At 67.6% G+C, this 24,059-nt stretch carries 20 protein-coding genes; 7 read left to right on the top strand and 13 right to left on the bottom strand.

Annotation, left to right across the window (positions count from 1 at the left end; genetic code table 11):
• The first annotated feature begins 18 nt into the window (after positions 1–18).
• Positions 19–3,459: an AAA family ATPase gene (locus tag ABZ195_RS25195; RefSeq protein ID WP_355222626.1), complete on the top strand. Its 3,441-nt coding sequence runs from the start codon at positions 19–21 to the stop codon at positions 3,457–3,459.
• A 90-nt stretch (positions 3,460–3,549) separates the two neighbouring features.
• Here the strand turns inward: ABZ195_RS25195 and ABZ195_RS25190 are convergent, their stop codons facing one another.
• The 4 genes from ABZ195_RS25190 to ABZ195_RS25175 all read right to left on the bottom strand — a co-directional run bounded on the left by ABZ195_RS25190 (position 3,550) and on the right by ABZ195_RS25175 (position 5,589).
• Positions 3,550–4,152 carry a hypothetical protein gene (locus tag ABZ195_RS25190; protein WP_355222625.1) on the bottom strand — a complete coding sequence of 201 codons (603 nt, stop codon included), beginning with the start codon at positions 4,150–4,152 and terminating at the stop codon, positions 3,550–3,552.
• 70 nt (positions 4,153–4,222) lie between these two features.
• Entirely contained in the window at positions 4,223–4,525 is a 303-nt protein-coding gene (locus ABZ195_RS25185; protein ID WP_355222624.1) for an MGMT family protein, read from the bottom strand.
• Positions 4,526–4,555: 30 nt separating this feature from the next.
• Positions 4,556–5,266 carry a cation transporter gene (locus ABZ195_RS25180; protein WP_355222622.1) on the bottom strand — a complete coding sequence of 237 codons (711 nt, stop codon included), beginning with the start codon at positions 5,264–5,266 and terminating at the stop codon, positions 4,556–4,558.
• Positions 5,266–5,589 carry a metalloregulator ArsR/SmtB family transcription factor gene (locus ABZ195_RS25175; protein WP_355222620.1) on the bottom strand — a complete coding sequence of 108 codons (324 nt, stop codon included), beginning with the start codon at positions 5,587–5,589 and terminating at the stop codon, positions 5,266–5,268. Before ABZ195_RS25175 ends, ABZ195_RS25180 begins: the two co-directional genes overlap by 1 nt.
• Positions 5,590–5,820: 231 nt before the next feature.
• Here ABZ195_RS25175 and ABZ195_RS25170 point away from each other — a divergent pair, with 231 nt between their 5' ends.
• Positions 5,821–6,621, top strand: coding sequence for a GAF and ANTAR domain-containing protein (locus ABZ195_RS25170; RefSeq protein ID WP_355222618.1), 801 nt, complete (start codon positions 5,821–5,823; stop codon positions 6,619–6,621).
• A 10-nt stretch (positions 6,622–6,631) separates the two neighbouring features.
• On the opposite strand, the gene ABZ195_RS25165 is transcribed toward ABZ195_RS25170, so the two are convergent.
• From ABZ195_RS25165 to ABZ195_RS25145, 5 genes are all read right to left on the bottom strand, one after another.
• Positions 6,632–7,513 carry a helix-turn-helix transcriptional regulator gene (locus ABZ195_RS25165; protein ID WP_355222617.1) on the bottom strand — a complete coding sequence of 294 codons (882 nt, stop codon included), beginning with the start codon at positions 7,511–7,513 and terminating at the stop codon, positions 6,632–6,634.
• A 72-nt stretch (positions 7,514–7,585) separates the two neighbouring features.
• Positions 7,586–8,380 carry an SDR family oxidoreductase gene (locus ABZ195_RS25160; RefSeq protein ID WP_355222615.1) on the bottom strand — a complete coding sequence of 265 codons (795 nt, stop codon included), beginning with the start codon at positions 8,378–8,380 and terminating at the stop codon, positions 7,586–7,588.
• 159 nt (positions 8,381–8,539) lie between these two features.
• Positions 8,540–9,349 carry a GAF and ANTAR domain-containing protein gene (locus ABZ195_RS25155; protein ID WP_355222613.1) on the bottom strand — a complete coding sequence of 270 codons (810 nt, stop codon included), beginning with the start codon at positions 9,347–9,349 and terminating at the stop codon, positions 8,540–8,542.
• Between the two features lie 335 nt (positions 9,350–9,684).
• Positions 9,685–10,950: a DUF445 domain-containing protein gene (locus ABZ195_RS25150; RefSeq protein WP_355222611.1), complete on the bottom strand. Its 1,266-nt coding sequence runs from the start codon at positions 10,948–10,950 to the stop codon at positions 9,685–9,687.
• Positions 10,947–11,651 carry an Abi-alpha family protein gene (locus ABZ195_RS25145; RefSeq protein ID WP_355222609.1) on the bottom strand — a complete coding sequence of 235 codons (705 nt, stop codon included), beginning with the start codon at positions 11,649–11,651 and terminating at the stop codon, positions 10,947–10,949. Before ABZ195_RS25145 ends, ABZ195_RS25150 begins: the two co-directional genes overlap by 4 nt.
• Before the next feature lie 305 nt (positions 11,652–11,956).
• Here ABZ195_RS25145 and ABZ195_RS25140 point away from each other — a divergent pair, with 305 nt between their 5' ends.
• Positions 11,957–14,266 carry a bifunctional diguanylate cyclase/phosphodiesterase gene (locus ABZ195_RS25140; RefSeq protein ID WP_355222607.1) on the top strand — a complete coding sequence of 770 codons (2,310 nt, stop codon included), beginning with the start codon at positions 11,957–11,959 and terminating at the stop codon, positions 14,264–14,266.
• Between the two features lie 50 nt (positions 14,267–14,316).
• On the opposite strand, the gene glpK (ABZ195_RS25135) is transcribed toward ABZ195_RS25140, so the two are convergent.
• On the bottom strand, positions 14,317–15,828 hold the full coding sequence (glpK, locus tag ABZ195_RS25135) for a glycerol kinase GlpK (RefSeq protein ID WP_355222605.1): 1,512 nt from the start codon (positions 15,826–15,828) through the stop codon (positions 14,317–14,319).
• The gene (locus ABZ195_RS25130) at positions 15,825–16,586 is read right to left on the bottom strand and encodes an IclR family transcriptional regulator (protein ID WP_355222604.1); all 762 of its coding nucleotides are present in this window, start codon (positions 16,584–16,586) and stop codon (positions 15,825–15,827) included. The genes glpK (ABZ195_RS25135) and ABZ195_RS25130 overlap by 4 nt, the downstream gene beginning before the upstream one ends.
• A 191-nt stretch (positions 16,587–16,777) precedes the next feature.
• Between ABZ195_RS25130 and ABZ195_RS25125 the strand changes: the two genes are divergently transcribed.
• The 4 genes from ABZ195_RS25125 to ABZ195_RS25110 are packed head-to-tail and all read left to right on the top strand — an operon-like array spanning position 16,778 to position 21,745.
• Entirely contained in the window at positions 16,778–17,611 is an 834-nt protein-coding gene (locus tag ABZ195_RS25125) for an MIP/aquaporin family protein (protein WP_355222602.1), read from the top strand.
• Between the two features lie 49 nt (positions 17,612–17,660).
• Complete coding sequence (glpK, locus tag ABZ195_RS25120; RefSeq protein ID WP_355222600.1) at positions 17,661–19,178, top strand: glycerol kinase GlpK; 1,518 nt, start codon at positions 17,661–17,663, stop codon at positions 19,176–19,178.
• A 48-nt stretch (positions 19,179–19,226) separates the two neighbouring features.
• The gene (locus ABZ195_RS25115) at positions 19,227–20,948 is read left to right on the top strand and encodes a glycerol-3-phosphate dehydrogenase/oxidase (RefSeq protein ID WP_355222598.1); all 1,722 of its coding nucleotides are present in this window, start codon (positions 19,227–19,229) and stop codon (positions 20,946–20,948) included.
• Positions 20,949–20,977: 29 nt separating this feature from the next.
• Positions 20,978–21,745, top strand: coding sequence for an SDR family oxidoreductase (locus tag ABZ195_RS25110; protein ID WP_355222596.1), 768 nt, complete (start codon positions 20,978–20,980; stop codon positions 21,743–21,745).
• Positions 21,746–21,775: 30 nt separating this feature from the next.
• On the opposite strand, the gene ABZ195_RS25105 is transcribed toward ABZ195_RS25110, so the two are convergent.
• Both ABZ195_RS25105 and ABZ195_RS25100 read right to left on the bottom strand, forming a co-directional pair.
• A complete protein-coding gene (locus ABZ195_RS25105; protein WP_355222594.1) occupies positions 21,776–22,639 on the bottom strand; it encodes an SDR family NAD(P)-dependent oxidoreductase in 864 nt (287 codons plus the stop codon).
• Positions 22,636–24,003, bottom strand: a complete 1,368-nt coding sequence (locus tag ABZ195_RS25100) for an NAD-dependent epimerase/dehydratase family protein (protein ID WP_355222592.1) — start codon at positions 24,001–24,003, stop codon at positions 22,636–22,638. The genes ABZ195_RS25105 and ABZ195_RS25100 overlap by 4 nt, the downstream gene beginning before the upstream one ends.
• Positions 24,004–24,059 lie beyond the last annotated feature (56 nt).

Below are 24,059 nucleotides of genomic sequence, written 5' to 3'. Positions count from 1 at the left end.
CTGTTTATTCTGGTGGCGATGAACCTGGAAGAGACGGTGGCAATCCGTCTCATCGGCGAGGTGCGGGTCGTGCGCCACAGGCACGTCGTCCACCCGAGGGTGGTGGGCGGCGCACGATGCGTCGAGGTTCTCGCCTACCTGGCGATGAATCGCGCTCGCGAGATCCCGCAGGACGAACTCGCGGGCTTGCTCTGGCCACGGAACCGCCCTCGATCCTGGAACGCAGCACTACGAGGCGTGCTCTCCCGTGTACGCGACAGCATGGAGTTGGCGGCGTTGCCCGCGGACTGCGTTCGATCGCGCGGTGGCAACGTTCGGTTGTCGCTGCCGGACGGATTCATCACCGACGTCGAACTGGTGCGGCGCTACTGCTCGACGTCCGGAGGCGATCTGGGCGCGGCGGTGGCCGATGCGCGGCGGGCGCTGGCTCTCACCGCCGAACCCGCGCTCGTCGGCGCCGTCGGCGCGTGGGCCGACAAGGTGCGCACCGAGTTGGAGCACCTCCGGCAACGCGCCTTCGAGATAGACGCTAGCGGCTCACTGCTCTTGGGCGAGCCCGCCCGCGCGATCGTCTCCGGAGAGAGTCTCATCGCGCTGGACCCGCTGCGCGAAAGCGCCTATCGCACGGTGATGGGCGGATACCTGTCCCTTGGTGAGCGCGGACTGGCGCTGCAAGTCGCCGCTCGGTGCCGCAGCATCCTCGCCTACGAACTCGGCGTCACACCGTCGGCTGAAACAGAAGCCCTCTATCTGCAGACTCTTCGAGCCGACGAGCCGGTGTCCGCAGCCCCGGGGCCGGCGATCGACGACCGAGCCGATGACGACTTCGTCGGACGGACAGGGGAATTACTGGCCGTCAGCGACGCCATCGGCCGCGCCGAACGAGGCCAGGGACAGTTCGTCGTCGTCGTCGGCGAGGCGGGCAGCGGCAAGACCACGCTGGCCCACGAGATCGCCACCCGAGCTCGCGACGGCGGGGCCCACGTCCTGTTCGGCCGGTGCAGTGACGAGGCCGTCGTCCCCTTCGAGCCGTTCGTGGAAGCCGTCGGGCGGGAGATGACCACCCTGGGCATCCCCACCACCCGCGAATGGCTGAACCAGAACGGTACCGACATCCTCCGTCTCGTTCCCGCCGTGGCGCGACGCATGGGAGAGGTCGTGCCGGATCGTCCCGAGGGCGACGAACGAGCTGTCATCATGACCGCGGTGCTGGACTGGTTGACCTCACCGGTCCGATCGGGCCCCACTGTCTTGATCATCGACGACGTGCACTGGTCGTCAGCGGCCACGCGAGCGGCCATGCGGCATCTCGTCCATGCCTCCGAGCAGAGCCGACTCTGCGTCGTCGCCACGATCCGCGACGAGTACACCGACGACGCCGACCTTCGCGCTGCCCTGGCCGCTCCGACCCGCACCAGCGGCGTGCAACGTCTTCATCTGAGGGGTCTGAGTCTGGCAGAGGTCGGCGCGATGGTCGACGCCGCGGACACCACGCTCGATCCGACCACGTTGCACGAGCGCACCGACGGCCTGCCGTTGTTCGTGGTCTCACTGATCAACTCCAACGAGTCCGGTGCCGACGGCGTCCTGCCGGCGTCGGTCGCCGAGTCGGTCGCCCAGCGCGAACGCCTGCTGCCACCTGCGGCTCTCACGTTGCTTCAGCTCTGCTCGGTAGTGGGCATGGTGGCACCACGTATCGTATTGCGCACCGTCGCAGACGATCTCGATGACATCGCGTTCGCCGACGCGCTCGACGTGCTGGTGCGCAATCGGCTGGTGACGGAGACGCCGTCGGGCGCCGGGATTCAGTTGCGCCACCCTTTGGTGCAGGAAGCCGTCTATGCGGGTATCAGCGGCCGGCGTCGATCGCAGCTGCACACCAGGGTGGGGCTCGTGACAGAACACCTTGGTGGCGCCACGGCCGCGGAGGAACACTCGCGGCTCGCCTATCACTTCAGTCGGGGTTTGGACTCCGAACGCCCACGCGCAGCCGAATTTTCCCGAAGGGCTGGCGACAGCGCCATGTCGATCGGCGCCTACGAGGACGCCGCTGTGTTCTACACCAGTGCGATCGAACAGTTGGTTCCGCGCGGGGACTCGGCGGTGCGTTGTCGCATGCTCGTCGCCCTTGGTCGTGCGCAACGCAAGGCACGCGACCCAGCCTTTCGTCCCACTCTGTTCGAGGCGGTGTCGATGGCCAAACGTCTGGGCGACACCGAATTGCAGGTGACCGCCACACTCGCCAACGACCAACCGGGCACCCTGTACGCCCACCTCCACCATGACCAGGAACGGGTCGAGACCCTGCACGACGCGCTTCACGCGCTCGAGTCCGATGGGCACGGCGACGGATCGGCAGCCGCACTACTGTTGGCACAGTTGGCCATCGAGCTCGTCTGGGTCGCGGACTCGGACGCTCTGCGCGACCTGCTCACCCGATCCATCGGGGCGGCGCGCCTCTCGGGCGATCGAGATGCGCTCGTCACCGCTCTGTTCGCGGTGCTGATGGTGCTCCGGATGCCGTCGTATGCCGAATTACGCAGGGCAGCATATGTCGAGCTGATGGGACTGCTCGACGGGCCGCCGTTGCGTCGAATCGATTCCCTCATTTCAGTGTGGGTCGCGCGCCACCAGATCGAGTACGGATATCTCGCCGCCGCCACCCTGACCCGGTCGACTCTGACCCCGGCACGCGTGTCGCGCGATCCCGAGTTGGCCTGGCTGGTGAGCAACATCGACTTCGCGATCGATCTGGCCGCCGGCCGTCTCGAGCGGTGCGACGCGAAATTCGATGCGCTGCGTGACATTCCCGCATCGCCTGCAGTCACCTACTCCTACGGGCGATTGATGGGTCAGCTGTTCGCGCTGCGGGCGTTGCGTGGTGACATGGGCGAGGTCGTGGCCGCGGCGGACGGCATCACCGAGCGCTTCGATGTCGCCATCTACCGCCCAATTCTGGCGACCGCACACTTCGACGTCGGTGACGTCGACGCCGCGGTCGAACTGGTCGACTGGTATGACCAGCGACGTATCGGCGAGATACCCTTCAACAACCTGTGGTTGGGCACGATGGCCGCTATCGGCCGGGTGGCCGCCCAGGTGGGCAGCGTCGAGGTCTGTGCCATCGTCTACGACTTGCTCGCCGAGTACGCGGGCGACAACACGGTCTCGTGGGCGTCCGTCTTCGGAGTCGTCGATCATCACCTCGCCGAGCTCGCGATCGCCTTGGGCCGCTTCGACGAAGCGGCCACCCACCTCGGCGATGCCTTCGCCGAGCACGAGCATCGCGGATTCATGGGTTGGTACGCCGAAACCGCCTACCTTGCAGCCCTTTTGGAGGCCAAGCGGGACGGTCGGCCGTCGGATGCGACCATCATCCGCGCCCGACGGCTTGCCGGCGACGTCGGCGCCACCGCCGTGCGTCGACGCCTCGACGCCGTCGTTGCGACGTCGGACTGACCATCACGTCTCCCAACACCAAGGCGCCGGTCATGCTGATCGCCGAGCATGCCGCACGGGCAATGCTGACATGACGCGGCGCCGTGCGGATCAGAGCCCGGACGGTACGACCTTGCCCTCGACCGTCACCTCGACCTGATCCGTCCTCGGGGCATAGGCGATCTTGCCGTGCTCGAAGGTCGTCACGAGGAGATCTCCGACGGCGTCCTCGTCGCTGGTCGGCGCCCCGAGTGGGCCCACCGAACCGTTGTCGCCGGTGACCGCGGGCACTCCCCCGGGATCGCGCGGCACGTTCCATGCCGCCCGGATCTTGCCCCAGGTGATGTAGCCAGGCGTGCCAGCGTCACCGTTCCTCGCAGTGATCACGCCACCCTGGAACTGCTGAAACACCAGGCCGCTCTCCCGGGTTCCCGCGTTGCGATCACCGGTCAGGGGCTTTCCGAGAGCCTGCCGCTGATACTCGGTTGCCGACGCGTACTTGGCTGCAATAGGACCGGTCAGCGTCACCTCGACGTCCCTCTCCCCCGTGAGCGTGACTTCCGCGGGCGGGGCTTGTGTCTCGGAGGTGGCGATCAGCCCGACCTGCGGCGACTCCGACGCATCGCTCCCGGTGCCGCTGCTACACCCTGCGGTGATCAACGTGACGACGGTCAAGCCGACGAATGCCGTGTGACGGTATGCGCTGGTCCTCATTGCCTCACTCTGGCGGGTGACCGTGGGTGGGTCAAATGGGTGGCGAGCATCGGAGCGTGTGCACGGCCCGTCAGCATCCCGGCCACCACCGGGCCGCGTCGACGTCGACGATCCCTCGTCGCAGCGGCGTTCCCTCGTGGAGCCACTGAGTCTGCGCCTCGATCATGAGGTGCGACGGCAACGTGCCATTCGCTCGGACTACCCGCCACCAGGTCACCGCCAGGCCGTGGCGGGCCATGACTCCTCCGACGCCACGTGGACCGCCCTGCAGCAGATACCCGGCTATGTCGCCGTAGGTCATCACGCACCCCGGCGGGATGCGATCGACGACCCCGAGTACCGCTTCCACGAACCCGTCGTATGCATCGCCCACCGAATCATTCCTACCGGTCGCCGCCGGTACCTAGACGGGTTTCGAGTCGCCGCAGCACGCGCAATCGGAGTGGGCTGCAACGGCGTTGGCAGTCGCCACGCTTGGGCAACACGTGTCACCCCGCCACGCGTTCGCGCCCTCCCTCGCCGCGATGACGGCGATGACGATCGCCGCGATCGGATCGGCCCAGGACCAGCCGAGAAGGCCGTTCACCACTAGGCCGACCAGCAGTACCGCCGACAGGTAGGTACACAGCAGAGTCTGCTTGGAATCGGCAACTGCGGACGAGGACCCAAGCTCGCGCCCGGCGCGGCGCTGCGCCCAGGACAGCACCGGCATCACCGCCAGGCTGACCCCGGCGAGAACGATGCCGATCGTCGAATGGCGAGCCTCCCCCGCGCCCAGGAGCGACCGGATCGCCTCGACGGTCACATAGAGCGCCAGCCCGAAGAAGGAGAACGCGATGACCCGTAGGGCGACCTTCTCGCGGGCTTCGGGATCTGCGCCCGCGAACTGCCAGGCCACCGCTGCGGCAGAGGACACCTCGATCACGGAGTCCAGTCCGAAACCGATCAGCGCAGTCGAAGACGTTCGGGCCCCCTCGCTGAGGGCCACTGCGGCCTCGATGACGTTGTAGCCGATGGTCGCCGCCACGAACCAGCGGATACGACGCGAAAGTACTTGGCGCCGTAGCTCAGTCAACACCACACGCGGCGTGGGCAGTCCCAGCTCGGAGGTCATCAGCAGGTGCATCCGTGTTCAGCACAGCAGGATGGATCCACTGCGAGCACCAGTCCCAGCAGATCGTCGAGAGCATGCGCGATGCGCGGATCGGCCAGTTCGTAACGACTCCGCCGACCCTGCGGCACCGCGACCACCAGCCCGCAACCCCGCAAGCAGGCCAGGTGATTGGACACGGTCTGACGGGAAACGCCGATCGCGTCGGCGAGATCGGAGGGGTGCGCAGGCGCCCTGCGCAGAATCAGCAAGATCTGGGTGCGCGTGGCATCGGAGAGCGCGTGACCGAACCGGGCCAGCGCGTCGGTGTGCACGAGGGTCTGCATGCGACGACGATACATTTAAAGCTGTACTGATGGGCACGCCGACCGTCGTGCCGCGGGCAGCCGTTCACGCCACGAGCCACCTAGCCCATCACCAAGGTTTGGTCCGCAACCGCTGCGGTATGTTTTCTCCTACGCCCGCCGACGCTGAGCAACATGCTTCGGCACTGTTCTCAAGCCGTGTGAACGCCCGTCAGTGCCTTCATCCTGGCTCGGCATAGAGGTGCATCCACGATGACTGATGACTTGCATACCGTCGACCCCGTGATTCGGCTGTCCACGACGTCACGCGCCATGGAGGCATTGCGTCGGATACAAGATGCCGAAGAGCCCCTCGACGAGGTACTGACGCGGGTGGCCGGGACTGCGCTCAAGGCCATCCTGGACGCGGATGCGGTGACCGTCACCGTGCTCGCGGACGACGGAACTGCGCGTACGTCGGCCTTCACCGACGAAGGGATGGTCGACGTGGACCGTCGACAGTACGAGTCGGGAAGCGGCCCGTGTCTGGAGGCCGCACGTCGACGCACACCGATTCGAGTGGTCGTCGACGTCGAGACCGACCGGTGGCCGGAGTTCGCCGCCGCGGCCCAGTCTCACGGTGTCCGCGCTACGCTCTCGGCCCCGCTTCTCGTCGGCGACGCCGGAGCCGACGGCGAGATGGTCGGCTCCCTGAACGTCTACAGCCGCACCCGCTCGGCCTTCGACTCCTTCGACGAAGAACTGGTGCGCCTGTTCACGGTCGCGGCCAGTATGGCGATCACCAACGCGCACCGCTGGCAGCAATCGCGCGACACCGTGTCTCAGCTGGAGCGTGCGCTGAGTTCGCGGTCGACCATCGACCAGGCGAAGGGAGTGCTGCGGCTGCTCTACGACCTCGATGCCGACGAAGCATTCGCCATGCTGGTCAAGCAGTCTCAGGAGCGCAACGTCAAGCTCTACACCGTGGCTGCCGGAATCCTGGATGCGGTGCGACGCACGGATCAGACGTCGGACGCCGCCCAACGCGTCGACACGATCCTGAGGGACCCGTAGACCTGCGGACCTAGATGTCAACGGTCGCCGACGTCTGCTCGTCGGCCCACGACGCCAAGCGGTCCAAAGCGTTGGCGGCCGGACCGGCCGCAGGGGCGGTGTAGACGTTGACGTGGAGGCCGGGATCGGTGGGAAGATCCATGGACTCGAAGTTCACGTCGAGCCGACCCACCGCCGGGTGGTTGACGCGCTTGCTGCCGTAACCGTGCAGGCGGACGTCCTGCGACGCCCATTGCCGACGAAACCGCTCACTGGCGGTGGACAATTCGCCCACCAACGCGATGAGATCCTCGTCGTGGGGATTGCGGCCCACCTCCATGCGCAGCACCGCGGCCGCATTGGCAGCCACCTGGTCGTAGTCGACGAAGAACGCCTCGGCCTCCGTCGCGTGCAGGTAGACGAACCGCGCCGTGTTGGCGGGTCGCCGCGGGTCGGCCAGTACCGGTGAATACAGCGCGCGACCAAGTCGATTCATGGCGAGCACGTCGTGGCGCCCATTGCGGATCAGAGCGGGCGCGGCAGTGATGGCGTCGAGCACCTCCTGCAGCGCCGGACGCACCGTCGTGACGGGCCTGCGGCGCCGTCGACCACCCGGCACCCCGGACCGACGAGCCAGATGGAACAAGTGCTCGCGCTCCACCTCGGAGAGCTGCAGGGCCGTGGCCAACGCGTGGAGCACGCCGTCCGAGGTGCCAGCCAGTCCACCGCGTTCCATGCGCACGTAGTAGTCGACCGAGACGCCGGCGAGAAGCGCCACCTCCTCGCGACGCAAACCCTCGACTCGGCGTCGTCCACCGTGGGCGGGAAGCCCGGCCGTGTCGGGCGCGACGCGAGCGCGACGCGACCTCAGGAAGTCGCGGATCTCGGTACGCAGATCGAGCGTGGCGGTCATCTATCCACCGTAGGCGCGGGCCGCTCGCCAAGGGAGGTACCACCAATACCCCGAAAGCGTGCGTTCGAGGAGTCACGCGGTCGTGGCGATGCCTCCGTCGACGGGGATGACGGTACCCGTGAGGTACGCGCCGGCCCTGCTCGCGAGGAAGACGGCGACACCCGCCATGTCGTCGTCTCGACCGATGCGCCGCAGCGGGGCCGAGGCCGCGATCGCCTCCCCGAACTCGTCGAGAGTCGCCGCCATCATCGACGACGGGAACGGTCCGGGCGCCACCGCGTTGACTGTGATGTGCTGCGGGCCAAGCTCTTTGGCGAGCACTCTGGTGAGTTGATGCAACGCCGCCTTGCTGCTGGAGTAGGAGTAGTTGGGACGGTTGGGGATGTGGATGGCGGCGATGCTGCCGATGTTGACCACCCTGGCTGGATCGTCGGCGGTCCCCGCGCTGCGTAAAGCCGGCAACAAGGCCTGCACCAGCCAAAACGGAGCCTTCAGGTTGAGGTCGACGACCGTGTCCCAGGCGTCGTCGGGAAAGGTCTCCAGTGGCTCGTCCCACAGTGCGCCCGCGTTGTTGACCAGGACGTCGAGACGTCCGGAGTCGGCCACGACCGCCTGCGCGAGGCGATCACACTCGTCGTGCCGAGACAGATCGGCGACGACCGCCGACACGTCGCCAAAACCGGAGAGATGCTCACGCGCTCGCGCGCAGGCGTCTTCACTGCGCGAGCTGACGACCACGCGTGCGCCCGCTTGAAGGAGCCCGCGGGCGATCATCATCCCGATGCCCTTGGTGCCACCGGTGACCAGAGCACGCTTACCGCTGAGATCGAACAGCTCTGTGTGCGTGGTGAATCGACTTCCTTGCACGAATGACCCCTTCCATTGCCGGCCCGGATACCGAGCAGAGATTCGACGTCTCCCACCAAAGAAGCTAGGCCGTCGTCGACGCGACGAGGAGACCCCGTCGGGACGGGTACTGCGAGGGCCCCCGGTCGACCGGCCGGGTGAGACGTGCCCGGTGGTGGGCTACAGAACGAGCCCGGTTGGCAGGGCACCGGTCTCGGCGACCTCCTGGGCCACGTCGACGAGTTTTCGATTGAGCCGTTGAGAGGCCGTGACCAGCAGGGCGAAGGCATCCTCGGCGGACAGTCTGCGAGCGTGCATCAAGACGCCCTTCGCTTGGCCGATCGTGTCTCGGTTGAACAATGCCCGACGCAGGCTCTCGGTGCGTTGCGCGTCGCCGAGGGCCAGCGCAGCGTGAGTAGCGTACAGGTCGGCGAGGTTGATGGCCGTGGCGCCGAACGCGTGCGGTTGCGCGCCGTAGAGACTCAGGGAGCCCAGTCGGTGGTCGTCGACCCACAGCGGCACGCACAGCATCGACCCCACCCCCAACGCCACCGCCCGGGTGGTGAAGTCCGGCCACCGGCGCTCGACCGCGGTGTCGGCGATCTCCACGCGACATTGCCGCGCGGAGGCTTCGATGCACGGACCGGCGCCGGTGCGTTCTTGCAGTTGATCGAGGAGGTGCGGCGCCTCACCGAGAACGGCCTGAGGGCTGAAGCGACCCTTGAGCAGCAGGTTGATTCCCGCACCGTGAGCGGCCCCGTCGAGAAGGTCGAGAACGCCATGCAGAATTGCCGCCAAGGTGTCGTGCAGGCTGGCCTCGGGAACGCGCAGGGCCCGACTCAGCTGATGCAAACTACTCCACGTCGTGGCGTCCAATCCGTCGAACTGCGCCCATCGCAGTCCTGCTTCTGCCGCCGCGACCGACGGTTCGTCCACTCGATCCGACGGATCGTTCGGAGGCGGTCCCGGATCGGGCACGAGTCTCGGCACGCCGACCATTCAACCAGCTCGCCGGGTCTGGCAAAGCACCGCTCAAACGGTCGTCACCGGTGCTTGTCGGTGGGTGAAGTTACAGTGCGGAAGGTCAGGGCCCCGGTGCGCCTTCGAAGCGTGGACGCTGTTTTCTCAACACCCGCACCGGGGCCCTGCCGCGAGGGTCACGCGCACCCGAGGGGCGATGACTCTCGAGTGTCTGATGCCCCGCACCGTCGTGCTTGAACCCTCACCCCGGGGTCGCCGGCGTGCCACGGGGTCGCGTGGCGCGCGCCGACCTCACGCCCGCAATCGCTGACGTCTCCGTCAAACTCGCCGGTCCGCCTCGGTCATCAGTGGGTCACCAATTCGATGATCTGGACCTGCAATTCCCCCACCACCCCGCCGAGAATCGCACCGACGGCGATCATCAGCGGCTCGTCGTCCTTGAAGATGGGCCGCAGAATGGACTCGTACTCCTCGTTGCTCAGCTGGCTCATCTTGTCGATGATCGTGTTCTCGAGGTCGATCACCTCCGCGGCATAGTCCTGAGCCTCGGACAACGTCGACGGCAATCTCTCGAACACCAACGCCACCACACGATCCTTCATCGCTCGATACCGCTTGGTGCCGATGGTCAGCGCGACGATGGGGGCCGCCACGCCTCCGGCCTGCTTGTCGATGGCGGTTTCGATCTCCCGGCCCACCAGGGCGAACAGCTTGTCTGCCCCCGGTCCGGTGATGAGGGCGTCCAACAGCATCTCGGGTGCGAACAAGTCCTCGGCCAGGATCTTGGCGTACTTGTGCGTGATCGTCTCGCGCTGAGCATGCAGCAGTCCCTGGAACGTGAACAGGCCCAGGATCTTCTGCGGATGGATCGGCCGAAAGAGCATGTTGAGCGCGATGTAGTCGCTGAGGAATCCGACGGCGAACCCGAACGCCGGCATGATCCACGGATTCTGAAACAGCGCCCACGCCACCATCTGCACGATCCCGATGGCGAAGCCGAAGTAGATGCCGCTGCGGCGCACGAAGGTCATCGCGTCGTCGCCGACACCCCGCATCAACTTGACGAGCTTCTCCTTGTTGCGCACCAAGGTCGTGACCGCCAGGAACTGGACGTCGAGATAGCGCGGCAGGTCGGCCTTGATCTCCTCGATCAGGTGGGTGATGAGCTCGGGCAGCTGCGCGGCGACGCGGTCCTGCACGGCTCTGCGCCCCACCGCAGGCAATCCGTCCCACAACCCGGGCCGGACCTGTTCGGCGAGATCGCGGGAGATCTCCTCGACGGCCGAGGTGAGCGGGCCGTGCAGGCGATCCAATGCCTCGTCGATGTCGAAGCGGTCCAGCAGCTCTTCGGGTTTGAGCAGGTTGGCCGTGAGCAACTCGATGGTCGTGGAGCCCACCTTGCCGGCGCGTCGAGGCACGATTCCCTGCCAACCGATGACACCGATGCCCTTGAAGTCCTTGGGGCGATAAAGCATCTCCACGACGACGATCTTGGTGCTCCACCCCACGAAGGCGGCGATCAGCGGCATCGAGAGGTAGATCCACCAGTAGTCCTGGACGTCGCGAGCGATCTCGCTCCAGCTGGCCAAGGCCAGCGTGGTGGTCGTCATGCGTCGGGCGATTCCCCGGTGGCCGCAGCCCAGAACTCGGACCCGAGCGGTGAAATGGCCACCGCCATCTTCTCCACCTTCGCCGGGATCGGGCCGCGGCCCCCGTTCTTCACCGCCGCCAAGACCGCCGTCTCGGCCATCAACAACTCGTACTCGGTCTCCAGGCGTGGATCCTCGGGCTTGGCTTCGACCAAACCCAGCGCCAGAAGATGACTGACGTAATGCGGGACCATCTCCGGCAGCGCGACATTGGCGCTACGCCCCACCAGCGACGCGTTCTCCAAGACTGCCCGGCGCGACTGACCCCAGCTGTAGACGTTCACCATCGGGGAGGACGAACCGTCCGACAGCGCACCCAGTATTCGGGCTTCGTCCGCGACGAGTTGGTCGAGCAGGCGATGGAAGAGTTCGGCGCGGCTCTCCCGAGTGCTCTGATCCAGCGAGCGGTCCAGCAGGTCGTGCAACTTGCCCCCCAGAGGGTTGGCGGTGGCTTGCGTCTGCGTGGGCGGCGTCGGCTGCTCCCCCGCGGACTCCGCGTCGGAATCGTCCGGCATCTCCGAGGTCCGACCGTCCAAGGAATCGAGCCCCTGCCTCAGCGTGTCGACGATCCGCTTACCGGTCCAGCTGTAGACGTCGAGGCTGACTCGGGCTGCGCCGACTGCCTGGCTGAACAGCTCGCGCGGGGCGAAGGGCTTGGGCATGGTGACAAAGTAGTCGCAGCGGGTCGAGCCCCCTCGACGTTTGCCGCGAATTCCGCACGGGACAGGAGACCCCTGCCGCTCCGCCGATCGCCTGCGGTGGCGTGAGGACGGGGTGACGGCGATGGCTGCCGAGAGCCGCAATCTCGTGACAGGGTCTGACCGCGACGGTTCTCGCGGTCGACGACGGGATGGCCTCGTCGGTCTCGACGCAGCGAGATGCATCGATTGATGGAAGGACCACGATCGTGGGAGGGTGGTCACGTGCACCCGGGGACGACTTGTTCAGCAAACGGGGGACCGCGGAAGTGACGACCACGCCGCGGACCCGTCGCTGGCAGGTCGTCGTACTCGGGACGGCCGGCGCGCTGGTATTGGTGAACGCCACTGCGCGATGGAGCGACGCGACGACCGTCCTGGTCGACAACGCGATGCAGTTGAGCGCCGGCACGGCGGCCACGCTGTGCGCGCTGATCTGCGGGCTGCGGGAGACCGGTGCCCGCCGTCGATGGCGACTGCTCGTCGCCACCGGCATGGCGGCGTGGACGATGGGCCTCTCGCTGTGGGCCTGGTACCAGATCGTGGACGGGGAGGGATTGCCGAGTCCGTCCCTGGCGGACGCCGGGTTCTTGCTCTACGTGCCCTTCGGGCTGGCCGCCCTCTTCACGATCGCGGGGGCGGCGCGGTCCGGCGACGACACGGCTGACACCCGGGCACGCAACCCCACTGCGGGTTTGATGCTCGACGGCCTGATCGTCACGACGTCACTGTTCTTCTTGAGTTGGCTCGGCGCCCTGGGCCCGGTCGTCTCCGCAGGCGCCCCGAACCGGGTCACCCTGATCGTCGCGGTCGCCTATCCCGTGACCGATCTGATCATGGTCTCGGTGGCGGTGCTCGCGGTCGTCTTCGGCCGGGTCCTGGAGTCCGATCGCGTCGGGTTCTTGTTCCTCACCGCCGGAATCGTCGCGCTCGCACTATCCGACAGCGTGTACGCCTATCTGGTCGCCGTGAACGCAACCACGATGAAGCCGTTGGAGAACGCCGGATACGTCTTCGGACCCCTTCTCATCGCATTCGCGGCGCTGGAGCGCGCCTCCGGCAGCACCAAGGCCGTGCGGCCCGTCGGCCACTCCGACGGCTGGGCGCTTGGCCTGCCCTACGCAGCCTTGTTCGCCGTCGGACTGATCGTGGCCAATCGGCTCCTGACGGGTCCCCCGCTCGGCGTGGTCGCCACGACGACCGGCCTGCTGGTGGTGTCGCTGGTGGTGGCGCGCCAGCTTTTGACCGTCTTGCAGAATCGCCGTCTGCTCGACCGGGTGTACGCAGACCAGCGGCTTCTGCTGCACCTCGCCTATCACGACTCCCTCACCGGCTTGGCCAACCGTCTGAGCTTCGCCCGGCGACTCGACGACGCCATCGCGCGACGACGGGCACTGGCCTTGATCCTGGTCGACGTCGACGACTTCAAGGAGGTCAACGACCGCTTCGGGCACCCGGCCGGGGATCGCGTGCTCCACGAGGTCGGAAGGCGTCTGCAGGAGGTCGCCGAGGCAAGCAACACCGTCGCGCGCATCGGTGGCGACGAGTTCGCCATCCTCGTCGAGGGCACGGCGGTGACGGCGACGGACCTGGTCGGCCGGATCCGTGCGGCCCTGCGAACGCCGGTTCTCGTCGACGAGGTCCCCGTCTCGTTGCGCGTGAGCATGGGCGTGGTGCTGCCCGACCTGGACGAGCCCTTCCTCGACGGTGACGTCCTTCTCGGCCGGGCCGACGTCTCGATGTACGCCGGCAAGCGCACCGGCAAGGACGCCGTGGTCGTCTACCGCCCGGCCATGGGGGACGCACCCGACTTCACCAGCGCGCTGCGCTCGGCGCTCGGCGACAGACCCATCGGCTTCTGCATGGTGTACCAGCCTGTCGTCAGACTTGACGACGACACCGTGGTCGCGCTCGAGGCACTGGCCCGCTGGAAGGCGTCCGACGGCAGCGACGTCGAACCCGGCTTGTTCGTTCCCTCGGCCGAGCACGCCGGGCTTGGCCGGGTGCTCGACGTCATGGTGGTCAACGCGGTGTGTGCTGAAATCGCCGATTTACCAGCGAGACTCACCGTTCACGTCAACGTCGGGGCGGCACGGCTCGGTGACGAGGAATTCGAAGCCGCGGTGAGCGAAGCGCTGGCGACCCATCGCACCCCACCGGGACGGTTGGTCTTCGAGATCACCGAGACCGAGGCGGTGAAGAACGTCGGTGACGCGGCCGCCGCGATACGACGCCTGCAGGACATGGGCATTCGGGTGGCTCTCGACGACTTCGGCACCGGTTACAACTCCCTGCGGTATCTCCACGAGCTTCCGGTGAACGTCATCAAGCTGGACCGGAGCCTGACCGCCTGGGTCGCCACCGACGCCACCCTGTATCGCTCCCTGATCGGCATCTGCGACGGCCTGGGCCTCGACGTGATCGCCGAGGGCATCGAGACCGAGGAATCGGCCGACACGGTGCGACGACTCGGCTGTCGTTACGGACAAGGTTTCTTCTTCGGCAGGCCCGACGCGCTGAGCGCCGTCGTCGACGGCTTGTCTCGCGAACGTCACGCGGCAGGTCGACGGGTCGACTAACCGCCTCGCAGTAGAACCGGAATCGACTGCGGCAGCTCCCTTCTGCGCCGTCACACGACGACGGGCGCATCGGGGACGGTCAGCGCCCGCGAGACCGCCGACCGCCAGCCAGCCGACTCGCGTCTGCGCACGCGCGGATCCATGCCCGGGTACCAGGCCGCGGCGACGTGGCGGTTCGCGCGCAGGGCGGCGCGATCCGGCCAGTAGCCCACGGCCAGCCCGGCCGCGTAGGCCGCGCCGAGAGACACCGTCTCGGAGTTGAACGGCCGCATCACCGGAACGTCGAGGACGTCGGCGAGGAATTGCATCAGCAAGTGATTCGACGTCATCCCGCCGTCGACCGCCAACCGGGCCAAGGGCACCCCCGAGTCGACGGTCATGGCGTTGACCACCTCCCAGGTCTGCCAGGCGACAGCCTCCACCACCGCTCGGGCCAGGTGCCCGCGGGTGATGTAGGACGTCAGCCCGACCACGATCCCCCGGGCGTCGGGATCCCAATGGGGAGAGAAGATTCCGGAGAACGCCGGCACGATGTAGCACCCGCCGTTGTCGTCGACGGTGCGGGCCAGGGTCTCGATCTGCGGGGCGGTGTCGATCACGCCGAGAGAGTCGCGGAACCACTGCACCAGGGAACCTGCGACGGCGATCGGACCCTCCAGCGCGTACATGGTCTCCGAGCCCGGCGCGGCGTAGGCCACCGTGGCCAAGAGACCGTGGGTGGACCGCACGATCGACGTCCCGACGTTCATCAGCAGGAAGGCCCCCGTGCCGTAGGTGCACTTCGCGTCACTCGGCTCGAAGCACATCTGCCCGAACAGTGCTGCCTGCTGGTCACCGAGCGCCCCGGCGATGGGCACCCCCGGCAGTACGGTCGCACACGTGGCGTACACCTCGGAGTTCGACACGATCCGCGGCATCATTGCCTCCGGGACGTCGAACACGCCCAGCAGTTTCGAACTCCATTGCAGCGTATGCATGTCCATCAGCAGAGTCCGGCTGGCATTGGTGACGTCGGTGACGTGGACACCACCTTTGGGTCCGCCGGTGAGATTCCAGATCAACCACGACTCCAGCGTGCCGAACAGGACGTCGCCCTTGCGTGCCCGTGACTCGAGCCCGCGAACGTTGTCGAGTAGCCAGCGCAGTCGCGGTGCGGCGAAGTACGTTCCTGGATCGAGTTCGGCGATCCGGCGAAAGTCCTCGGCATGGTCGACGAGTTGGTCGACGACGGGACCCGTCCTGGTGTCCTGCCAGGTGATGGCCGGCGCCACGGGCCGGCCGGTACGGCGGTCCCAGACCACCGTGGTCTCGCGCTGATTGGCGATGCCGAGAGCCACCACGTGCGAGGTGTCGAGCCCCGCCACCGCGAGTGCCTCGGGTACCACCCGGCCGACGTTCCGCCACAGTTCCAAGGCGTCCTGCTCGGCCCAGCCGGGATGCGGAAACGACTGGCGTTGCTCGCGATGAGCGATGGCCAGCATGCGGCCACGCTGGTCGAAGAGCATGCATCGTGCAGACGTCGTGCCCAGGTCGATCGTGGCGATGACGCGCTGGCTGCTCAACGCACCGTCTCCAACCCATGCATCACCGCGGCGGCGGCATGGTGCAACTGGTCCACGATGTCGGGCCTGGGGGTGCCGTTGCCGGTGAAGAGTTCCTCGGGTGCCCCGTGCACGGCCATCGCCGCGACCCGCGAGCGGCGCCCGTGCACGGGCACGGCGATGTCGGCGGAGTCGGGGTCGTATTCGCCGTCGGCCGTGGCCACTCCACTGGCGCGAATCTGCGTGAGGGCAGCAGCCAGCCGGGCCCGGTTGGTCGACGTCCTGCGGGTCAGTCGGTCGAGCGTCAGGTTGCGTAGAAGACGTTGCCGCACTGGAGAATACGCGAGAACGAGTTTTCCACACCCGGTGGCGTGCAACGGCAGGCGTTCGCCGACGCGCAACGTCTGACGCTGATCGTCGGGTCGGAAGACGTGGTGGACGATCTCGGCCTCCTGCCCGTCGAGCGTCGTCATCAGCACCTCGAACCCGGTTCCCAGCGCCAGCGCATCCGCCCAGGGCATCGCCGCCGACCGCAGGTCGTTGCCGTCGAGTTCGGTGACCTGGTTGGAGGACGACCGTGCGCCGGCCGAGTAGTCACCGGTGTCAGGGTCGTGGTCGAGGTACTCCAGGTCGACCAGCGTGCGCAGTATCCCGTGCGTCGTGGTCTTGGACAGGCCGACGTCCTGGGCGATGTCGCGCAACTGCATCGACCGGTCGCTGCGCTCGACCAGGTCGATGATCGCCGTCGCACGGGCGATCGCCTGGATTGGTCCCGGCATGGGTGCTCCCTTCGTTGGGCGGGCACTGAGACCAGGGCCACGGCATCCCGTTCGACATCCCGTTCGGCATCCCGTTCGACATTGTCGAACACGCGGCGTTGATGTGCGTCACATTCCGCTCGTAGGTTGCAACAGGTCACCAACCAGTGCCCATTCCCGGGACGTAACGACGCGTACAGAGGAGTCACAAGATGAAGACGAAGCATCCGTTGCTCGGCGAGCTATCGGGCGAGATGCTCGGCACCGCCATCCTGGTCCTGTTCGGCTGCGGGGTGGTCGCGCAGGTCGTCACCGGAGGGTTCCCCAAGTCGGTCAGCTCTGGCGACCACAACTCGATTGCCTTCGGCTGGGGACTGGGCGTGACGATGGCCGTCTTCGTCGCCGGACGCATCAGTGGAGCTCACCTGAATCCCGCGGTGACCGTCGCCCTGACCGTCTTCCGTGGCTTCGACCGGCGAAAGGTGTTGCCGTTCATCGCTGCACAGATGGTCGGCGCCCTGGTGGGAGCGTTCATCGTGCGGTTCGTCTACGCCGACCAGATCGCCGCGGTGGACCCCGGCCACACCAAGGCGACCCAGGGCATCTTCTCCACCTCACCCGGCGAGGGCGTCTCGATTGCGACCGCGTTCGCCGACCAGGTCGTCGGCACCGCGCTCTTGGTCATCGTCATCTTCGCCGTGACCAGCGCGGTCAACAATCCGCCGATGTCCAACATGGGTCCACTCGTCATCGGTCTGCTCGTGGTCGCCATCGGCATGGCGTGGGGTACCAACGCCGGATACGCCATCAACCCGGCACGCGACTTCGGCCCTCGGCTGGCGTCGTGGATCAGCGGCTACCAGGACGCGATGTTCTCGGCCAACGGACCCGAGTTGTACTTCTGGCTTCCCATCGTCGCCCCGATCGTCGGCGGCCTGATTGGTGGCGCGCTGTTCGTCTACGGCATCGAACGGTTCCTGCCACCGGCCGACGGACAGCCCGACGAGATCGGTGTGTCCGAGGCCGTCGCGCTCCCCGAACGTTGAGTAGTACTGCGCCCTAGACCGCAACCATCCACTTCAGAGAGGTTCTGCCATGCCCGATTTCGTCGGATCCGTCGACCAGGGAACCACCAGCACGCGCTTCATGGTCTTCGACCACGGAGGCAACGTCATCGCCCAGCACCAACTCGAACACGACCAGATCCTCCCCAGGGCGGGCTGGGTCGAGCACAACCCGGTGGAGATCTGGGAGCGTACCTCCTCGGTCATCCAGACCGCGCTCGGCAAGGCCGGGCTGGTCAGCGGGGACCTCGCCGCCATGGGCATCACCAACCAGCGCGAGACGACCGTGGTGTGGAACAAGCGCACCGGCCGACCCTTCTACAACGCCATCGTCTGGCAGGACACCCGTACCGACCGCATCGCCAGCGCGCTGGAGGCCCAGGGCCATGGTGACACCATCCGGCACAAGGCGGGTCTCCCGCCGGCGACCTACTTCTCCGGCGGAAAGATCAAGTGGATCCTCGACAACGTCGACGGCGTCCGGGAGGCCGCCGAACGCGGAGAGGCACTCTTCGGCAACACCGACAGCTGGCTGCTGTGGCACCTGACCGGCGGCAGCCGCGGCGGTGTGCACGTCACCGACGTGACCAACGCCAGCCGCACCATGTTGATGAACCTGGAGACGCTGGACTGGGACGACGAACTCCTGGCGCTGTTCGACGTACCTCGCCAGATGCTTCCTCAGATCGTGCCGTCCTCGTCGCCGGAGCCCTACGGCCTCACCCTGGCCGACGGACCGCTCGGCGGCGAGGTGCCACTGACCGGCGCCCTCGGTGACCAACAGGCCGCCACCGTCGGCCAGGTGTGCTTCGCGCCCGGCGAGGCCAAGAACACCTACGGCACCGGCAACTTCATGCTGATCAACACCGGGACCGAACTCGTCCGATCGGAATCGGGCCTGCTGACCACCGTTGCCTACAAGTTTGGGGACGCCGACGCGGTGTATGCGCTGGAGGGCTCCATCGCCGTGACGGGCTCGGCGGTGCAGTGGCTGCGCGATCAGCTTGGAATCATCAGCGGTGCAGCGCAATCCGAGGTGCTCGCGCGCCAGGTCCCCGATAACGGCGGGGTGTACTTCGTCCCGGCGTTCTCCGGGCTGTTCGCGCCCCATTGGCGGTCGGACGCGCGCGGAGCGATCGTCGGCCTGTCCCGGTTCAACACCAACGCCCACGTCGCCCGGGCGACGCTGGAGGCCATCTGCTATCAGAGCCGCGACGTGGTCGACGCAATGGAAGCCGACTCGGGCGTGCACCTGGAGGTGCTCAAGGTCGACGGTGGCATCACCGCCAACGACCTGTGCATGCAGATCCAGGCCGACGTGCTCGGCGTCGACGTCGTCAAACCCGTGGTCGCCGAGACCACCGCGCTGGGCGCGGCCTACGCGGCGGGCCTGGCGGTCGGATTCTGGAAGGACACCGACGAACTGCGCAAGAACTGGCTCGAGGACAAGCGATGGAGCCCGGGGTGGACCGACGAGGAGCGTCAAGCCGGTCATGCCCAGTGGAGCAAGGCCGTGCAGCGCACGCTCGACTGGGTGGACGTCAGTTGAGCCGCCACCGGCACACCAACCCCCCACGTCCTCGAAAGGACAAGTGACATGCAATCATTCCCGCTCTCCCCGTCCCACCGCGAGGCCGCTCTCGGCGACATGGCGGATTCCCCACTCGACATCCTGATCATCGGCGGCGGCGTCGTCGGTGCCGGGGCCGCACTCGACGCCGCCACCCGCGGCCTGCGGACCGGATTGGTCGAGGCCCGCGACCTCGCCTCGGGCACGTCGAGCCGATCCAGCAAGCTGATCCACGGCGGGTTGCGCTATCTGGAGATGCTCGACTTCGGCCTGGTCGCCGAGGCGCTCTCCGAGCGTGGTCTGATGCTGGAGAAGCTCGCACCGCACCTGGTGCGGCCGGTCAAGTTCCTCTACCCGCTCAAGCATCGCGGCTGGGAGCGAATCTATCTCGGGGCGGGGCTCACCCTCTACGACGCGATGGCGAAGATGTCCGGCCACGGCGCCGGCGTTCCACTGCACCGGCACCTCACGCGTCGCGGTGCGCTGCGGGCTGCGCCGTCGCTGAAGAAGGACGCCCTCGTCGGGGCACTGCAGTACTACGACGCTCAGGTCGACGACGCCCGGCACACCATGACCATCGCCCGCACCGCGGCAGCCTACGGCGCCCGGGTCGCGACGCGTACCCGGGTCGTCGACCTGATCCGCGAGGGCGAGCGGGTCACGGGCGCCCGCGTGGTGGACCTGGAGACCAACCGCGAGTACACGATTCGGGCCCGACAGGTCGTCAACGCCACCGGCGTGTGGACCGACGACACCCAGACGCTGGCCAACGAGCGCGGCCAGTTCCACGTGCGCTCCAGCAAGGGCATTCACCTCGTGGTGCCGCGTGACCGCATCCGGTCGTCGACGGGGATCATCTTGCGCACCGCCTCGTCGGTGTTGTTCGTCATCCCGTGGGGCCGGCACTGGATCATCGGCACCACCGACACCGACTGGTCTCTGGACAAGGCCCACCCCGCGGCGAGCCAGAAGGACATCCGCTACCTGCTCGAGCAGGTCAACTCCGTGCTGCGGGTACCCCTCACCGAGGCCGACGTCGAGGGGGTGTTCGCCGGCCTGCGTCCGCTGTTGGCCGGCGAGGACGCCGACACCTCGGCGCTGTCGCGCGAACACGCGGTGGCACATAGCGTTCCGGGCTTGGTCGTCATCGCCGGCGGGAAGTACACCACCTACCGGGTGATGGCCAAGGACGCGGTCGACGAGGCCGTGCATGGTCTGGGTGAGACCTTCGACCGCAAGATCCCGCGCTCCATCACCGAGGACGTCCCGTTGCTGGGCGCCGAGGGATATCGCGCGTCGTGGAACGCGCGTAGCCAACTGGCCGCGGACTCCGGTCTCAACGAGGCCCGCGTCGCCGCGTTGTTGAACCGATACGGCTCGATGGTCGGTGAGCTGCTGGCACTGATCCGCGACGATCCGTCGCTGGGGTCTCCCCTGACCGCCGCCGACGACTATCTGCGCGCAGAGGTGGTGTACGGCGTCACCCACGAAGGGGCACTGCATCTCGACGACGTCCTGTGCCGTCGCACCCGCATATCGATCGAGACCTTCGACCGCGGCACTGAATCATGCACGGAGGTAGCCGATTTGATGGCTGCGGCCCTCGGATGGTCCGACGAACAGCGCGAGCGCGAGATCAAGCACTACGTGGCTCGCGTGGCGGCCGAGCGCGAAAGCCAGGAGATGCCCGACGACGAGACGGCCGACGCGGCGCGGCTGGGCGCGGCCGACATCGTGCCGGTCAGCTGAGAAGGCGGGCGATCGACCAGGATGGTCGCATGGACTCGAGTTTGGCAGGGCGCGTAGCACTGGTCACCGGAGGTGGCCGCGGGCTTGGCCTGGCGATGGCCGAGGCGGTGGCGCGCGCGGGCGCCTCCGTCGCTCTCCTCGACGTGCGCGAGGAGGTCCACGGGGCCGCCGAGAGACTGGCGACGGCCACCGGAGCAGCCGTCACCGGCGTCACCGCCGACGTGACCGACGAGGCCTCTGACGAGGCTGCGCTCGAGGAGGTCACCGACCACATGGGCGTCGTCGACGCCTTGGTCAACGCTGCCGGAGTGGCGGACACCACCAGCGCCCTGGACCTCACGGCCGAGCGCTTCCGCCAGATCGTCGACGTGAACCTGACGGGGACGTTCCTGGTGTGCCGGGCGTTCGCCCGCCGGTTGGTCGACGCGGGCCAGACCGGATCGGCCGTCACCATCGCCTCCATGTCCGGTCTGCGGGTCAACCGGCCCCAGGATCAAGCCGCGTACAACGCCTCCAAGGCCGGTGTCGCCATGTTGACCAAGAGCTTGGCCGTCGAGTGGCTGCCGAAGGGAATCCGGCTGAACTCGATCTCACCGGGATACTTCGCCTCGGAGCAGACGCTGGACGTACCGCGGGATTCGCCGGCGCAATTCGCCGAGTGGATGGCCCACACTCCCCTGGGCCGAATGGGCGAGCCGCACGAACTCGGCCCCCTGGCGGTCTACCTCCTCGGCGACGCGTCGGCCTACGTGGTGGGCCAGTCGATCGTCATCGACGGGGGTTACACCGCCCTGTGACATCGGGTGCGGCGCCTGCCGTCGACCGCTCTACCCGGGCCGCAGACGTCGCGGCGCACGCGGCGCGTCCTTCGCGGTGGTGAAGAGCGTCGCCCGCACCAGCGGACCGACCAAGGCGTCGAAGACCCCCGGCAACAGGTAATAGACGAGGATCGCGGGAATATTGACCCATCCGACGTTGCGTTCGGTGGAGCGGCCGCGGTCGGTCTCCCCCACGATCGCCTTGGCGACGGTGGCCGGCGCGTCGGCGCTGGGCGGAACCCGCGGCGTGTGCTCGAGATAGTTGACCGAGGTGGCGTATACGGGCGTGTCCACCGGACCCGGATAGACTCCGTGCACGCGCACCCCGGGCGTACCCCGATTCTCCTGACGCAACGACCGAACGAGCCCGTTTAGCGCGAACTTGCTTGCCACGTAGGCTGATTGATAGGGCACGGCGACCCGCCCGAGCAGAGACCCCACCAGGACCAGGTGCCCGTCGCCGCGAATGCGGAAGTGGGCCAGCGCGCACCGGGCCACGTTTGCCGCTCCGATGAGATTGGTGCGGATGATTCTCTCGAAGACGTCCTCCGGCAGATCCTCGAACCTGCCGAACGCCGTGATCGCGGCGCATTGCACCGCCACGTCGACTCGCCCGAACGCCGCCACGGCGACGTCGAACAACTGCTGCACCTCGCCGAACTCGCCGATGTCGGTGGGTTGCACCACCACGTCACGGGCACCGGCGGTCAAGCACTCCTCGGCCACCGTCTGCAGCATGCTCTCGGTGCGGGACGCCAACACCAGTCGGTCTCGTCTCGCGGCGTAGCGCAGGGCCGTCTCCCGGCCGATGCCACTCGACGCACCGGTGATCACGACGACTCGCGGTCGGGCGGTCGACACGGGGGCGTTCATCGGTCCGCCATCCGGCTGGTACGCCGACGCTCGACGATTCCGAGGACGCCGAGGACGGCCGTGGCCGCCAACGCAATTGGCCCACCGCGCAGGCTGGCCAGGACCGCCGCGCCCACGGCGGGCGGCGCCACCAGCGCGACGGGGTCCCGGCGGCGTTGCCGCACTCGGGTGAGCGCGGCGGGTGTGCCCGAGAGCAGATTGGCTGCGATGACCGCCCCGTGTGCCAGACCCGGGCGTCCGGGCTTCTCGACGCGCGTCAACGCCGCGAGCAACCACAGCAGCAGGGAGGTGTCGTGGACGCGGTCGAGCGTCGTCGTCCGGCTCATCGTTCTTCCTTCCGTCCGCCCCATCGCCGCGCTGGACCCCACCGCACCGTGAGCAAGCCCGTCGATCAACTCCCGCGCCGCGTCGGTCGAAGACCACTTTGGGCGCCAATCCAATTCGTCGCGGGCCTTGGAGGTGTCCATGAGCGGCGAGTTCGTGGCCACGTCGTACCAACCCGGCGTCACCGCCACCACGCGCAGACGGTGCAGCGCGCTGACGGCGCGGCGCGTCGGCCCGGGTGGCACGCGAACGGGACGCGCGCCCACCAACGCTGCGATGCCGGGCGCTTCGAGGACGTCGGCCGCCACGTTGAAGGAGCCACGGGCGCGACGCTGCATCAGACGGACTGCGGCGTCGCCGACGTCGTCGGCGTGGACGAACTGCAACGCGAGGCCGTCCGGCAACGGCAGGACCGGCAGGAGCCGACGGTGAAGAAGCTCGAACGCCACCCGCGGCAGGAGTGGACCCACGTAGATCGAGCGCAGTTCCGATGCCGCCTCGCGCTGCACCACCACGGTCGGCCGGAAGCGCGCGACGACGACGTCGGGTTCACGGCGCTCGAAGTCGTCGAGCATCGTCTCGACCATGACCTTGTGCCGACTGTAGGTCGACGTGGGCTGGCCGGTCGTCGGCCACGTCTCCGGTACCGGCACACCCGCCCCGGGGGCGTAGATGCCAAGACTGGACGCATACACGATCTGCCGCACCCCGGCGGTCACCATGGCATCCAGAATTGCCTTCGTCCCAGACACGTTGGCGCGGTGCAGATATGCCTCGTCGTCGGCAGGCAGGATGGCCAGCGCGAGATGGATCACCACGTCGGCATTCCGCATCGCCGGCGCCAAGTCCGAGGCGGCGCTCGCCGACGACAAGTCCACGGAGTGCCAGCGCACGCTGCGGTAGAGATCGCCAGTTGCCGGAGGCCGACGACAGACGCCGACGACCTCGGCGTCGGGTTCACACCGGGCCAGCGCCCGCAAGACACCGGCACCGACGTTGCCCGACGCACCCACCACCACGATCCGTCGAGGAGCGCTCATCGGGATTGACCGAGAGTTGTGGCTGCGGGCATTGCATTCTCCGGACGACGAGGTGG

The organism is Mycobacterium sp. NPDC006124 (assembly GCF_040614235.1).
Taxonomy (GTDB): domain Bacteria; phylum Actinomycetota; class Actinomycetes; order Mycobacteriales; family Mycobacteriaceae; genus Mycobacterium.
The sequence above is the reverse complement of the archived record's forward strand: the minus strand, read 5'-3'. Positions and strand labels throughout refer to the sequence as shown.

Bases quoted from the DNA above. Each gene is read 5' to 3' on its own strand.
- ABZ195_RS25195 (WP_355222626.1), top strand. From the start codon at position 19: ATGAACCTGGAAGAGACGGTGGCAATCCGTCTCATCGGCGAGGTGCGG.
- ABZ195_RS25190 (WP_355222625.1), bottom strand. From the start codon at position 4,152: ATGAGGACCAGCGCATACCGTCACACGGCATTCGTCGGCTTGACCGTC.
- ABZ195_RS25180 (WP_355222622.1), bottom strand. From the start codon at position 5,266: ATGACCTCCGAGCTGGGACTGCCCACGCCGCGTGTGGTGTTGACTGAG.
- ABZ195_RS25175 (WP_355222620.1), bottom strand. From the start codon at position 5,589: ATGCAGACCCTCGTGCACACCGACGCGCTGGCCCGGTTCGGTCACGCG.
- ABZ195_RS25170 (WP_355222618.1), top strand. From the start codon at position 5,821: ATGACTGATGACTTGCATACCGTCGACCCCGTGATTCGGCTGTCCACG.
- ABZ195_RS25165 (WP_355222617.1), bottom strand. From the start codon at position 7,513: ATGACCGCCACGCTCGATCTGCGTACCGAGATCCGCGACTTCCTGAGG.
- ABZ195_RS25150 (WP_355222611.1), bottom strand. From the start codon at position 10,950: ATGACGACCACCACGCTGGCCTTGGCCAGCTGGAGCGAGATCGCTCGC.
- ABZ195_RS25145 (WP_355222609.1), bottom strand. From the start codon at position 11,651: ATGCCCAAGCCCTTCGCCCCGCGCGAGCTGTTCAGCCAGGCAGTCGGC.
- ABZ195_RS25130 (WP_355222604.1), bottom strand. From the start codon at position 16,586: ATGCCGGGACCAATCCAGGCGATCGCCCGTGCGACGGCGATCATCGAC.
- ABZ195_RS25125 (WP_355222602.1), top strand. From the start codon at position 16,778: ATGAAGACGAAGCATCCGTTGCTCGGCGAGCTATCGGGCGAGATGCTC.
- glpK (WP_355222600.1), top strand. From the start codon at position 17,661: ATGCCCGATTTCGTCGGATCCGTCGACCAGGGAACCACCAGCACGCGC.
- ABZ195_RS25115 (WP_355222598.1), top strand. From the start codon at position 19,227: ATGCAATCATTCCCGCTCTCCCCGTCCCACCGCGAGGCCGCTCTCGGC.
- ABZ195_RS25110 (WP_355222596.1), top strand. From the start codon at position 20,978: ATGGACTCGAGTTTGGCAGGGCGCGTAGCACTGGTCACCGGAGGTGGC.
- ABZ195_RS25105 (WP_355222594.1), bottom strand. From the start codon at position 22,639: ATGAACGCCCCCGTGTCGACCGCCCGACCGCGAGTCGTCGTGATCACC.
- ABZ195_RS25100 (WP_355222592.1), bottom strand. From the start codon at position 24,003: ATGAGCGCTCCTCGACGGATCGTGGTGGTGGGTGCGTCGGGCAACGTC.